Raw genomic sequence first — 14,589 nt, forward strand, 5'->3', positions numbered from 1 at the left:
TGACTTATGAATCTGAAAATAGCTGCACTGGCTTTTTGCGTTTTTCTAAACTTCAGCACGACCGAAAACTACCGGCATATGAAGGAAGAAGACACTATAATAGCAGTAATAGACAGCCGCATCGACTCGGAACATGAACTTCTTGAAGGAAGATGCATGAAGGGCAGCAGCTTTTTGCTGGATGAGAACGCGAAGGATCCGGAGTGCCATGGTACAGCCGTTGCAGGAGCAGCATTGAAATATGCCGACATCACTTCTAAATTTTTCCTGCGGGATAAAAGCGATGTTGTAATTCTTCCCATTGAGATTGATGTAATGGATACTCAGACAGATTACGGGTACATTCTGAGCCAGACAATACGTTTTGCTGTGGACAGCGGAGCCGATGTAATAAACATGAGCTTTTCAAGTACAGCTCCAAATTCCCGTGTGTATGATGAAATAAGGTATGGAATGGAAAAAGGGGTGATATTTGTATCAGCGGCAGGCAACAGCGGTTACGGCACATACAGTTTTCCAGCATCGTATGAAGGAGTTGTTTCAGTGGGCTCATGTTCTCTGACCGGGGATGGACGGTGGAGAAAAAGTGATTTTTCGAACAGCAATGATAAAGTGGATTTGGTTTTTCAGGGTGAGAATATGCTGCTTCCTTCAAATAGCACCCTAGCCTTAAAAACCGGGACCTCATTCTCTGCAGGTGCTTTAAGCGGCATAATTGCAGAACTTATAAGCGAATTTCCTCAAATAGAACACGAACACATTTTGTATGCTCTGTATGACACAGCCGCATCCCTTGAAGAAAAAGGCTGCGGATACGGTGCCGTAAACATTTCAAAAGCTGCAGAATACCTTAGTATTTATAAAAGTGCCGGAATACCGCCAAGCTATTATGAAAGCAGGGAAGACACATCATCTCAAGAAAATTTTGACTCGTCGGATTTTAAGGTTTCTGCAGGCAAAAGCCGCATAATAAGCGTAAATGATAAAAAAATCAATTTTTACGGCAATACCTCCGGGACAGCCGGTGCCTCAAACTGGGAAAATGTGCTTAAGGCCTATGCAGGAAGCGGCAACGTAGCTGCAATTGACATAAGAGGCAATGCAATGGCCAGCGGACACAACCTTTTCAACAGAAACATATTAAGGAGCTGGGTGAACGTGAAAAGTCTTTCTCTATCGGAAAATTTCACGGCTGGTCTGACAAATGACGGCAGTGTATACGTTACAGATTTTCTTGAAAACATGACCTCCGGATGGAAGGATATAACACAGATAGACTGCGGATCCCATCATCTGGCAGCACTAGACTCAGACGGCAGGGTTTTCACTGCAGGCTACAACGCTTACGGGCAGATGGACACATACGGCTGGAAAAACATACGTTACATTTCAGCCGGAAAGAAAAACACCTATGGAATTGATTCAGAGGGCAGGGTTCTTGCAGCAGGGGACAATTTTTACAATCAGTGCCAAACGGACGGATGGAAAGACATAGTGAAAATAGCAGCGGGGGACGGGTTTGTGGCTGGACTAAAGTCAAACGGCACCGTTGTGGCAAAGGGGAGGAACATCAGTGGTACGTGCAATGTGGAGGACCTGAAAAACATTGTCTTCATAGATGCCTCAGACACATATCTGGTTGCGGTGGATGAAAATATGAACATGTTCATAAAAGGAAAATTGAGATAAATAAAAACCTCATGAACTTCACAGTGAAATGAAAAGTGAGTTCATGAGGTTTTATTATCAATATTTTCTTACGACAGCCTTTACAACACCTAAAATGTAAGGATTCTTTACAAGTATGGGGTCCATTGAGCTGTTTTGCGGCTGCAGCCGTATATGATCCTTTTCCTTGTAAAATGTCTTGACCGTGGCTTCATCGTCTATGAGTGCAACTACTATGTCACCGTTTTTAGCGGTGTTCTGGGAGTTAACAATTACGAAGTCTCCGTTTAATATTCCGGCTTCAATCATGCTTTCACCCTTTACTCTGAGAACGTAGGATTCCTTGTTGCCTACAAAGTCAACAGAGATAGGGAGAGTGTCGTCCACATTTTCAACGGCAAGTATGGGCGTGCCGGCAGTGACTGTTCCTATGATGGGAACGTTGACTATTTCCTTCTTGGGAAGATTGCAGCATATGTCGTCTATGTCTATCAATTCGAGAGCCCGTCTCTTATTGGTGCCTTTCTTCAGATAACCTTTTTCTTCCAGCGTGTTCAGGTGAGCATGTACAGAAGAAGTAGAGCTTAAACCTACAGCCTTGCATATTTCGCGGATTGACGGAGGATAGCCCCTAAGTGACAATTCATTCTTTATGTATTGAACTATTTTGATTTGCTTATCGCTTAAGCCTTCATAATTCATGGATCCACCTCTTTTGTTTTTTCTTTATATTACCATACTTCCAGCAATAAATCAAACATTTGTTTGAGAAAATTGCAAATAGATGTTGACATCGAACAGATGTTCTGTTAGAATTAAGACAGAAAATATGTTCGAGGTGGATTATGATAATATTAAACAGGTACAAAGTAACCAATATAAAAAAGTTTAAAAGATTTATGTTTTTATCGATATTATCAATCAGTATTCTTGTATTTACATTTACTGCAACTTTCAATGCATATTCCAAAGACATACCTCAGTTTGACCTGGTGACCGTTCAGGACGGAGACACCCTTTGGTCAATTGCATCAAGCTATGCTGCTGACAGCAATACGGACATAAGGGAACTTGTTTATGAAATATCCAATGAAAACAGCATATATAATGCTTCTATCCATCCCGGCGATGTGATTAAAGTTCCTATGAGTGTAGATTAATACAGTTAAGTTTTTATTGACATTCATCTTTTCAATGCATATAATAAATTTAAAGGTAGATTTTAAGTAATCAACAGGAGATTTTGTATGTCAGAGAGTGTATCTAACCAATAGATTAAGTTAATATATAGTAAGCAAAAGCTGTGATAACGAAAATGTCACGCTTATTTGAGTTTGCTTATTATCATTGTCTATGGAAGATACAATCACACTACTGAAGCATTATTTATAATGTTATATTTCCTTATAAAAATTGAGAAAATATATGGCTGTGGAGTATATCTGCAGCTATTTTTGTGCAACCATATAAATCTACCTCGTACTTCCATAGCTTATTTATTTAAATAAGAAAGGAACGAAAATGAACAATACAACCTTAACAAAATTACAATTTGAAGAATTAAAAAATATTGTAAAAGATTTTTGTGTAAGCAATCTTGGAAAAAACATGATCCAAAAGCTCTTGCCTTCTTCAAATATTCAGACTGTCAAAAAAAGACTTCTTGAAACATCAGAAGGAAAAATACTTCTGGAAAGCAGCACTGTTCCGCTGCAAGGCATAGTCAACATTGATAATATTATTATAAATGTTGAAAAAGATGGTGTTCTAAACCCTGAACAATTAAGTAATGTATCTGACTTTTTAAGAGGATGCAGAAAAATCAAGTTTTACATGAAAGATAAAGAATTTTATGCTCCAACATTAATGAGTTACAGCTATTCAATACGAGAGCTTGAAAATGTTGAAGAAGAAATCAACAGTTCCATTCACAATAATGTTATTGACTCCAATGCAACAAAGGAGCTTAAAAGGATCAGAAGGCTCATTGAAAACGCAGAAATTAAAATTGAAGAAAAACTGGATGGATTTTTAAAATCAGCAAACAACAAAATTTTAATACAGGATTTCTTTGTGACAAAAAGAAACGGAAGATTTACCATACCAATTAAGTCATCCTACAAAAATCAGGTTGATGGAACCTTAGTAGACACTTCTTCTACAGGTTCAACTGTTTTTATTGAACCATCCATGGTGAGCAAACTGACAGCAGAACTAATGCAGCTAAGAGCAGAAGAGTCAAATGAAGAATATCAGATTTTATGTTATTTAACAGGCCTGGTGCGCGAGTATATAAGCGATTTAAAAACGAATGTAGAAGTCATAGGTTTATATGACATGATTTTGGCCAAGGCAAAATATAGTATATCAATTGGAGGCATTTCGCCGGACATCAATGATCACGGCTATATAAACATAATAAACGGTCGACATCCATTGCTGAAAGGAAAGGTTGTACCCTTGAACTTTTCAGTTGGAAAGGATTACAGAACACTTGTTATCACAGGGCCTAATGCCGGCGGCAAGACTGTTGTGTTAAAGGCTGTGGGACTATTGACATTAGCCGTGCAATCAGGGTTTCATGTGCCATGTGAAAAAGGAAGTGTAATTTCAGTATTCAGTAACATTTTTGCAGATATAGGTGATGATCAGAGCATAGAAAATGCGTTGAGCACATTTTCTTCTCACATAAAGAATATTGCTGAAATCATAAAGGAAACAAATAAATCAACTCTTTTACTTTTTGATGAAATAGGAAGCGGAACCGAACCAAACGAAGGTGCTGCTTTAGCTATTTCCATATTGGAAGAGGTATATCATAGAGGTGCCATAACCGTTGCAACAACACATTACGGCGAAATTAAAAACTTTTCATCAAGACACAGCGACTTTGAAAATGCAGCAATGCTTTTTAACAGCGATACCCTAGAACCATTGTACAGATTGTCAATCGGCGAATCAGGAAAGAGCAATGCATTGTGGATTTCTAAAAAAATGGGTATTGATGAAAATGTAGTGCAAAGAGCTGAGCATTATATTAAAAACAAAGATTACAACTATAATTTTGTAAATAAAAACAAAATCAGAATCGAACAAGAGATTACAGAAAATGTTCCATTTGAAAATTACAATTACCAAATCGGTGATAAAGTCTATTTGACAGAATACAAAAAAAGCGGCTTGATTTATAAACCAAAAAACGAATTCAACAATGCAACAGTCTTATATGATAACAAGTTCATTGAAGTGAATGTAAAACAGATCAAATTGGAATGTAAAGCTTCAGAGCTGTACCCGGAAGATTATGATTTGAATTCTTTATTTACAAGCTTTGCAGAAAGAAAGTTAGAAAAGGATATTGCAAGAGGTTCAAAAAAAGCACTTAAAAAACTGCAGAAAGCGAGAAAAGAAAGGCAGTAATAAAGGGACTGTTGCATGACATGAATCACTTGATGCAACAGTCCTTTTAAGTTTAAGATTCTTCCATATTTAACGGGTTTAATTTAACTGCATCCCGAAGCTGTTCTTTATTTATATGAGTGTAAATTTGTGTGGTTGAAACACTTTCATGGCCAAGAAGTTCCTGCAGGGTACGAATATCCACATGACCGTACTGATACATGAGCGTTGCAGCTGTGTGACGGAGTTTGTGGGGAGAGTAGTGCTTGCCTGAAAGATTTGCTTCCGCCAGGTACTTGTCAACCATGTGCTGGACGCCTTTTTGCGAAAACCGGCTTTTTCTGTTGCTGATGAAAAGTGCCTTTTCGTGCCCAGGCTTAGGATCAGGCCTGACCTCCAGATAATCTTCAATTGCTTGAACACAAACATCATTGAGATAAATTGTCCTTTCCTTGTTGCCCTTTCCAACAACCGTTAGAGTATCTCCCTTGATTTTGTCAATATTGATGCTTATTAGCTCAGATAAACGCAGTCCGCAGTTTAAAAAAAGAGTAATGATTGCATAATCGCGCTTTTCATTGGATCCGCCGATGGATGCAAGAAGGTTCCTGGATTCATCCAATGTCAAAGCCACTGGCAGACGGCTGTTTCGCTTGGGAGTTTCAAGGTCTATGGCCGGATTTTCAGGCATGAGCTTCACAATGGAGTTCAGATACTTGAAAAAAGAACGCAGGCATGCTATTTTTCTTGCCTTTGTCCTGTTGGAATTGTTTCTTTCCCTGTCTATGAAGGCGATGAAGGAGTGAAGGTCCATGATTTTGATTTTTTTCAGGGTGTCAATGTCTACCAGGGAGATATCAATATCTTCAAAGACGTCGGTCTTGTCGCTGAGCCTGAATCGCATGACCAGAAATCTGTAAAATGTACGAAGGTCCAGGAAGTATTCGTTAACCGTTTTTTCCGACTTGCCCCTGATGGATAAAAGATATTCAAGAAAATTGCTCATGGGAGCAGGGCACAGGTCGTTATAATTTATGTACATAATGTCTCCTTTCAAAAATGTCGCAAAATAATTCTATGATTTTATTATAAACAAAATCATCCTTAAAATCAAATGTTTTGTAAATCTCCTGATGATGTTGCCGAACATCCAGTTAAAACCAAAAAAGATGCTACCGAAACTGTTTAAAGGTATAAACAGTCGACAGGTACAAATATCTTTCGTTTAAACGCATTTTGAAGCCCCATTTTTTAATGGGCCGCTAAAAGCAAAATGTGACTGGACATCAGATTTTTTGAAGCAAACAAAAATCCTAAAGGTATATAAATACTTAGGAGCATAAAAATCGTTCGTTTAAACGCATTTTGAAGCCTCATTTTTCGGCACTGAAATCCATCAGCAAGCATGGACATATGTTCGACAAAGAATTAAAATTAAAACAGCTATATAAGCCGGACATTAAATTCGGCATCAGAAATATTCGTCATAAAAAATTGAACAGAAAAAAATTACAGAAGTTATTAACAATTCACATATAGCTGCACAAAACAGCTGAAAATTAACGAGAGAGACCTAAAAATATCATCATTGAAATGCGTTGTAATTTCAACATTATTAGCCACTACCTCCATTTTGTTAATATATTATGTCGCAAAATATCTATTTTGCGACATAATAAACGGCCTTTTTAGAGAAGATTTTTGTCAAATCCTCTCTATTTCCTGATGAATATTTTCACAATTAGTGTTCCAATCAATTTTCAAATTAAAAAATCCTAAACTATTTGATGACTCGTATTATCACTTTCTAAATTTTACCATTGTCGCTGTGCTGATATCAGAGCGGGACCGATCTCATTATTTGCATCGGGAGACTGCAAGTATTAATAGCTTTTTCAAAAACCGCAGTTGGGTAAGTACATGATCAGCTTCATATTATCTACCGTTCTTTCGCTCTGCACTTCATGGATACGACTTTTATTTTCATCCCTGCTTCGGAATTCACCAGCGGTTCAATAAACAAGTCTAATACTCCTCCGCAAACCATGCCTTCTTCCTCCGAATCCATGCCGGTCATATCAGATTGTACCAGTTTACTTTCATTGTTATCCATGCACAGAAGAGCATGATGCCTTAAATCTGCTTCAACGCACCCTCCGCCAATGGTGCCGACCATAGTGCCATCCTTCAGTACTGCCATTTTAGTACCAACTTCTCTGGGGGCAGATCCCTTTCTTGAAACGATGGTTACCATTGCTTTAGGTATGCCCTTGTATTTTTCACCTAAAATGCATTCCATCAATTCATCGCTGTAAGTGCTGCTTCCGATTTTCTTATTCTTGACCTCTACTATTTGAGCCATAATTGATACTGCAATTTCCGCAGGAGTTTCGGCTCCGATCTTTAACCCGATGGGTGTATATACCTTGTTTAATTTTTCTCTGTCTATGCCTTGTTCTTCTAAATAGTCCAGAACCTTTGCAACACGCAATCTGCTTCCAATCATCCCGACATAAGCATTTTCTTTATGGATTATTTTCTGCAGACAAATCTGATCATATCGATGCCCTCTTGTAACTATGACGAAAAAAGTGCCGTTGTCAGATCTGATCTCTTCCAGTGCCTTATCAAAAGGTTCGCAGATTACTCTGTCAGCTCCCGCATTAAGTGCATTGTCGGCAAAAGTTATTCTGTCATCAATTACCGTTACCGGCAAATCAAGAAGCTTGCACATTCTGATTACAGGAATTGAAACATGTCCTGCTCCGCATACAACCACGTTGTAGCTCTGCCTTAAAAATTCAATATAAACTTTATCATTACCCACAATAATCAGCCTGCTTTTATTATTGTGAGGTACAGCTTTTATAATCTCATCCCAATTTAACATTTCATTGTTTGTATATATTGTTTCCCCGTTTGACAAAAGTAACTTTGAATTAATATTTTTTCCAGATACTACTGTTATGACAATATTTTCCTTACTTTTATCTATTAGTTGTAATTTCTTAAAAAAATCCATTTACTCTCTCCTATGTTCATCCTTAACTAATCCTAACATAAAATCCTCCTAGTAACAATACTAAGGAGGATTATTTCTTTTTAATGCTTGTTTAAAGTTGCATACTGTTTCTTACTTGACATACAACTGCGTTTACAGTATCACCACCAGGTAGGAAATTCAGTAAATACCCATCTTTCCCCTTCTTTTTCATAAACAAAAGTGAATTCTTCATATACCTTTTGATAATCATCGAATTTTTCAACATGAACAGTATATGCTGTTTACTCTTTTTGACATTTCGATAATATCTTCTTTTAACCTAATTTTAATTTAATGGTATATAACCTGCCTGTTCAATGCATTTTTGTCCTTCCGGCGAAAGCATCCATTTTAAAAACCTGCCTGCAGTATTTTCTTCATCTTCCCTGCGAACGACCCCATAATAATTAGTAGTGAACGGATACGTTTTGTTTTTCAAATTTTCATTTTCAGGTGAGACACCATTCACCTTAAGCACTTTAATGTTCTCATTCTTATATAGAGTATCTATGTAATATTTATATGTATAGCCTATGCTTGCCTGACTGTTCTCATATTCTCCGACGACATCAACAAGCATTCCCATTCCTGCTGCAATCTTAATTATATTTGGCGGAAGCATAGGTAGACCTTTCATTACTAAATTTTCCATAGCAGTTTGGCTGCCTGAATTTTGTTCTCTTTGATACGCCTTGATTTCTTGATTATTTCCCCCAACCTCTTTCCAATTTGTAATTTCTCCTGAATATATCTTTTGTATTTGTTCAATAGTGAGATTATCAACAGTATTGTTCTTATGTGTTATGAAAACAAATGCATCATAGCAAACAGGTTCTATTATCATTTCAACATCTTTTTCTTTAGCTAAATTAATTTCTTCATCTGAAGGTTCTGTAACAATGATTAGATCAACAGGGTGATATTCATCCAAAAAAGTATTGGAGGTTCTGATCATACCCAGGGTGTTAGGTTTTCTTAATATTAAATTTTCATATGCATAATGGGTTGTTGAAAATGAAGCAAAATCATTGGCATCCTCATCTGAAAAACCAAGGTGCTGCCTTGAAAATTCAACTGCCATTGGTATTGCAACTGTTGAGCCGTCAAGGCTTGGATATGTGCCAAACTTAATTTCATAGTAATCTTCTTTACCGTTTGGCGTATTCCAGCTTCCTTTCACCCTTCTTTCACCCAGCTGAAATTGACTGTCTTTTACAAATTGCTGCCAGTCACTGCTTCTTTGCACATTTTGATTAATTTGAGCCCATGAGCCTGTTTTATCAGGAATACCTTTTTCGTTATTTTTGATTTTATTTAAAAAAACCATAAATACTGCCGTCATAAAAATGCAGAGCACAAAAATATTTTTCCTTTTCATATAAACCACCTTTATAATAATTTGATGTTTTGCATTGTAATTTTCAAATTTAGAAATATTATATATGACGACCTGATATGGTATTTTGTTCCATAGCAGTCTATGCCATTAAGCAGAGAACTCTAAAAAAAATCCCATCTGTATTAGATGAGATAAAAAGTTTATTATTTTATTACTTTAATTGATTTAATAACCGGCTGATTTTCTTTGAGTACGGTTCCATTTTTATCTTGCATGAGAACTCCCTTCATAATCATTGAAGGGAGTTCCTTTGTCGTAGATCACTATTCTTCATTATAGATTTCTGAAGCGTTTATAATCTTTGATGCGTTTTCTTTTTCAACCTTATCTTCAATTGTTTCTGCTTGAAGTGTTTTGCTTTTGTCTTCCTTATTTACTACTTTGTTAATTAATTCTACAACATCTAAACCTGTAACATCTTTTAATACCTGGAACCCGTTAGCCGTAACATCTGTTACCATCTTTGAAACCTTGGATGCTCCCTGAGTTCCGCCATTATCTATGATAGTAATCTTTTCAACCTGTTCCATTGGTCTTGCAACTTCCTTCATAATTTCAGGCATTCTTGAAATCATTAACTCCACAATTGCTGCTTCCTCGTATTTAGACATAGCTTCAGCTAACTTACTTTTTGCTTCTGCATCAGCCAGACCTTTTGCCTTTATTGCTTCGGCTTCTGCTTTTCCTTTTGCTATTATGGCCTCCGCTTCCGCTTCTGCCTTTATTTTAATGGCTTCTGCCTCTGCCTGTGCATTCTTTATGGTAATAATCTTATCAGCTTCTGCTTTTACTTCAGCTTCATATTTTTTGGCATCTGCAGGTTTTTTTACTTCAGCCACTAGTCTTTCTTCCACTACTATGGCATTTTTTCTGGCCAGTTCTGCCTGTTGTTCTGCTATTTGTCTTTCATTTTCAATTGATTTCAACTTATATGCAATATCAGCATCTGCCTTAGCTCTATCCTGTTCCGCTCTATAGCTTTCAACCTTAATGGATTTGTCTCTTTCAGACTCTGCAATTGCCGTGTCTGCTTCCAATTGAGCCTTTTGCCCGATTCTCACGGCATCAGCTGTCTTGATTTCCGTATCTCTTTTTCTTTCAGCAGTTGCAATATCAGCATCTGACTTTGCCTGAGCTATTTGAGGAATTGCGCGATTTTCAAGATATCCTCCCTGAGTGCTTATTTTTAAAATTGTATAGGATACCAGCATCAATCCCATTGATTCTAATTCAGCTCTTATATCAGCCTCTATCCTTTGCTCAAAAGATGCTCTGTCTTCATTGATTTGCTCTACAGTAAGTGTTGATATAATTCCTCTTAGCTTACCTTCGAGAATTTGTTCAACAATACTTTTTATGGTTCCTACTGAATTCTTAGCTCCACCGCTGCAAAATTGCTCCACAGCTGAAAAAATACTTTGAGAATCATTTCTTACCTTAATTACTGCCGTACCTACAATATTAACAAAAATGCCCTGCTTTGAAGGAGCTTCATTAACATCTGTTGTCATTGACATATTTTCCAACGATATGATGCATGACGTTTCTAAAAACGGAATCATAAACCCGCCTCGCCCCGACAGAACCCTCTTCTTTAAACCGGTAATAACCATTGCCTTATCTGCCGGAACTTTTCTCCAAAAAAGAAAAATTAAGAGCATAAGAAAAACAAATGCTGCTATTGCGAAAATCAATGTTACAAAATCCATACCTTACCTTCCCTTCCCCCAAATAAAATATATTGTGATATTCTAACTAAGTTAAATATCATGTATGTTTCAATAGACGAATGTAAAGCATATTTGTTCCATAAACTAAAAAAATCTATATGTCTTCATAAAAAATACCTGCTCTTAAGCAGATATTTTTTGTTTATATTTTTATTTACATATTATGTGTGAAGTACGATTCTACCAGCCTGCAATGTGGCCGTCGGCACGTTTTTCTGTGCCACCGCACAATGTACCTTCCTCTGTTCTTACTATAACCTGCCCTCTTCCAAAGGATGTTTCATCCGGCTGTAGCTTTATTTCATGTCCTCTCTTTATGAGGTCCTTTACTATATGCACAGGCACATCATGCTCAATTTCCACGTCCTTGCCATATATCCACTGCCACCTCGGAGCATCCAGTGCTTCCTGAGGATTCATGTGGAAGTCCACAAGGTTCATTACAACCTGCACATGGCCCTGCGGCTGCATGAAGCCGCCCATAACCCCGAAAGGCCCCACCGCTTTGTTGCCGTGCGTTAGGAATCCGGGTATTATTGTGTGGTAAGGTTTCTTGTGTGGAGCCAGGCAGTTGTCATGCTGGTTGTCATAACTAAAATTATGTCCCCTGTTGTTAAGGGCTATACCGGTTTCAGGCACGACAATGCCTGATCCAAAGCCCATGTAGTTGCTTTGTATGTAGGATACCATGTTGCCGTCTCCGTCTGCCGTGCATAGATACACAGTTCCACCGCAGGCCGGGTCTCCTGCCTGTGGCATAAGGGCACTTTCATGTATCAGGTTTCTCCTCTTTTCTGCATAACTGTCAGACAGGAACAGCGATACATCTCTGGTCATGTGGTTTGTGTCTGTGATGTATTTCTGTCCATCTGCAAAGGCAAGTTTCATGGCCTCAATCTGCCTGTGGAATGTTTCACTTTTGTCTTTTCCTTCAAACTGATATCCTTTTAGTATATTAAGAGCCATCAATGCCACGAGCCCGTGGCCGTTTGGAGGAATTTCCCACACATCGTATCCCCTGTAGTTTACGCTGATGGGTTGGACCCACTGCGGTTTGTAGTCGTTGAGATCTTTCGCCGATAAAAATCCGTTGTATTTTTCAAAGAAATAGCCTATTTTATCTGCAATGGCCCCTCTGTAAAAAGACTCTGCATTTGTTCTTCCGATGGATTCCAGGGTATCAGCATGATGGGGAAGCTTGAACAATTCCCCGTATCCCGGTGTCCTGCCGTTTTTCGTAAACGTTTCAAACCAGTGTTTGAACTCTTCTCCCTTTTCACGGCTGTATATATCGCAGGCTCTGTCCCAGGCATTTTTAACAGTCACTGAAACAGCAAAACCGTTTCTTGCATAACCTATGGCCGGTTTTAACACCTCTTCCAGGGAAAGTCTCCCAAACTTTTTTGACAGCTCCGCCCATGCAGCAGGTGCTCCGGGCACATTCACCGGTATTACTCCGTATTTCGGGATTTCGGTACAGCCTCTTTCCTTCAGTTTTTCAATTGATATGCCGTAGGGTGAATAACCGCTTGAATTGAGACCGTGCAGCTTATCCTTGAACCAAACCAAAGCAAAGGCATCACTTCCTATGCCGTTGGACGTTGGTTCAACAACCGTCAGGCAGGCTGCAGTGGCTATAGCCGCATCAACCGCGTTACCGCCCTTCTTCAGTATCTCAAGCCCTGCCTGGGCTGCTAGGGGCTGCGATGTGGCAACCATTCCCTTATGCCCGTACACCACATTTCTTCTTGAACCGTACTTGTATTCCGATGGATTGTAGTTCATGTTTCCTCCTTGTTGTCAGTTATTTTTCACCATGGTCTGACTCCCTCAAGCCATCCCTGCTCTTTCCAATAATTGTTGTCTGCCGGGTTGAACCCGCCCTTTCTCTGTGCAAACCTCATTAAATAAAACAAAATTCTAACCTTGGGACCTGGCGTGACATTTTTAGATGCGCTGATGATTTTTGAACTCATTCTGTCTACTTCCCTTTCGATTTTTTCCTTGTTTTCTTTCTTCACACCATCCCAGTTAATTGAAGCGACACCTCTTCCCAGCCTGAAGATTTTTCCCACTCCCCAGTAAGAAAGGCTGTCAATAATGTCTGTGTGAGTTTTTCTCATGCCTGCTCCTGCAGCAGTGGTTATGACCAGTCCGATTTTTTTAAACATTGTTTTATTTGGCCTGTGAACCATCCACTGATACGCAAAATGATCAAGCAGCGTCTTCATCTGTCCCGATGCATGATATGCATAGACAGGGCTTGTAAAAATAAGAAGATCTGCCTTTTCCATGCCTTCTCTGATCTTGCTGACCTGCTCGTAATCAGGACACGAATTTTCACTTTTCATGAAACATTGCGCGCATCCCCTGCAGAAATGCGACATGTCCCTTGGAAGAAAAAACTCGCTCACCTCCGAAACCTCATTTTCAAGTTTCTTTAAAAACAGCTGGACGATGTTATAAGTGCTTCCTTTGTGCTCAGTTCCGTAAACAACTGCAACTTTCATTTCCCTCTCCTTTTAAAAAAGGGCAACAACTCAGAAAGTCATTGCCCGGATGATTTATTTAAATGTCACCTTAACACTTCCCAATTGGCTGAATTCAAATTCAAACACATCATTTTCAGATGCCTTTGGAGCTGCGGTTATTGCTCCTGAAAGTATTAATTCACCTTTTTTAAGTGTTATGCCGTAATCGAAGAGTTTGTTTGCAAGCCAGGCCACGCTGACGGCAGGATTTCCAAGAACATCGGAACCTTTGCCAGAATCGATTTTTTCGCCGTTTTTGTATACGGTCATTTCAATGTCAATCAGCGACAAATCATCAAGTTTAACCTTCTTGTCAGAAAGAACGTAACAGGAGCTTGAACCGTTGTCGGCAACGGTATCCACAAGTTTTATCTTCCAATCCTGTATACGGCTGTCTACTATTTCAATGGAAGCCATGACATAATCCGTAGCTCTGTACACATCCTCCACGGTAACATTCGGTCCCTCAAGGTCTTCCTTCAGCACAAAGGCAATTTCACCTTCAGCTTTCGGAGCAATTACATCCTTCATGAACACTATGCCGTCTTTTTTGTTCATGCTCTGGTACAAATGGCCGTAATCAGGTTCGCTTATTCCGAGAAGCTCCTGCATGGGCTTTGATGTAAGCCCGATTTTCCTGCCGGATATGATTTCTCCTTCACCAATATACCTTTTTACATTTATTAGTTGGATTTCATAGGCATCCTCAACTGTAAGACCTGCATATGTGCTGCTTATGGCATCTATGGGCTCTCTTTCGGCAAGGGCGTTGTAGAGCTTCTTTGCTGCTTCATTCTTAATTGATTCAGTATTCATCTT

11 protein-coding genes are annotated in these 14,589 nt (G+C 38.7%); 3 read left to right on the top strand and 8 right to left on the bottom strand.

Annotated elements, in window-relative coordinates:
* The first annotated feature begins 6 nt into the window (after positions 1-6).
* A complete protein-coding gene (locus AAGU76_RS02020; protein WP_342483765.1) occupies positions 7-1,689 on the top strand; it encodes a S8 family serine peptidase in 1,683 nt (560 codons plus the stop codon).
* Between the two features lie 57 nt (positions 1,690-1,746).
* Here the strand turns inward: AAGU76_RS02020 and lexA are convergent, their stop codons facing one another.
* Entirely contained in the window at positions 1,747-2,370 is a 624-nt protein-coding gene (gene lexA / locus AAGU76_RS02025; protein WP_342483766.1) for a transcriptional repressor LexA, read from the bottom strand.
* Between the two features lie 143 nt (positions 2,371-2,513).
* On the opposite strand from lexA, the gene AAGU76_RS02030 reads away from it, so the two are divergent.
* Together AAGU76_RS02030 and AAGU76_RS02035 are read left to right on the top strand one after the other, a co-directional pair.
* Complete coding sequence (locus tag AAGU76_RS02030; protein ID WP_342483767.1) at positions 2,514-2,828, top strand: LysM peptidoglycan-binding domain-containing protein; 315 nt, start codon at positions 2,514-2,516, stop codon at positions 2,826-2,828.
* A gap of 361 nt (positions 2,829-3,189) precedes the next feature.
* Positions 3,190-5,088, top strand: coding sequence for an endonuclease MutS2 (locus AAGU76_RS02035; protein ID WP_342483768.1), 1,899 nt, complete (start codon positions 3,190-3,192; stop codon positions 5,086-5,088).
* A 52-nt stretch (positions 5,089-5,140) separates the two neighbouring features.
* Here the strand turns inward: AAGU76_RS02035 and AAGU76_RS02040 are convergent, their stop codons facing one another.
* The 7 genes from AAGU76_RS02040 to AAGU76_RS02070 form a co-directional block, all read right to left on the bottom strand.
* A complete protein-coding gene (locus tag AAGU76_RS02040) occupies positions 5,141-6,109 on the bottom strand; it encodes a tyrosine recombinase XerC (RefSeq protein WP_342483769.1) in 969 nt (322 codons plus the stop codon).
* A gap of 897 nt (positions 6,110-7,006) precedes the next feature.
* Positions 7,007-8,089, bottom strand: coding sequence for an XdhC/CoxI family protein (locus AAGU76_RS02045; RefSeq protein ID WP_342483770.1), 1,083 nt, complete (start codon positions 8,087-8,089; stop codon positions 7,007-7,009).
* 307 nt (positions 8,090-8,396) lie between these two features.
* Positions 8,397-9,437: a substrate-binding domain-containing protein gene (locus AAGU76_RS02050; protein WP_342483771.1), complete on the bottom strand. Its 1,041-nt coding sequence runs from the start codon at positions 9,435-9,437 to the stop codon at positions 8,397-8,399.
* A gap of 335 nt (positions 9,438-9,772) precedes the next feature.
* On the bottom strand, positions 9,773-11,218 hold the full coding sequence (locus AAGU76_RS02055; RefSeq protein ID WP_342483772.1) for an SPFH domain-containing protein: 1,446 nt from the start codon (positions 11,216-11,218) through the stop codon (positions 9,773-9,775).
* A gap of 201 nt (positions 11,219-11,419) precedes the next feature.
* Positions 11,420-13,024 (bottom strand): gamma-glutamyltransferase family protein, encoded by a 1,605-nt coding sequence (locus AAGU76_RS02060; RefSeq protein ID WP_342483773.1) that lies wholly within the window; start codon positions 13,022-13,024, stop codon positions 11,420-11,422.
* Between the two features lie 26 nt (positions 13,025-13,050).
* Entirely contained in the window at positions 13,051-13,749 is a 699-nt protein-coding gene (locus AAGU76_RS02065) for an NAD(P)H-dependent oxidoreductase (protein WP_342483774.1), read from the bottom strand.
* 54 nt (positions 13,750-13,803) lie between these two features.
* Positions 13,804-14,586: a 2-keto-4-pentenoate hydratase gene (locus AAGU76_RS02070; protein ID WP_342483775.1), complete on the bottom strand. Its 783-nt coding sequence runs from the start codon at positions 14,584-14,586 to the stop codon at positions 13,804-13,806.
* Positions 14,587-14,589 lie beyond the last annotated feature (3 nt).

It is taken from the genome of Sedimentibacter sp. (assembly GCF_038562225.1).
Lineage (GTDB): Bacteria > Bacillota > Clostridia > Tissierellales > Sedimentibacteraceae > Sedimentibacter.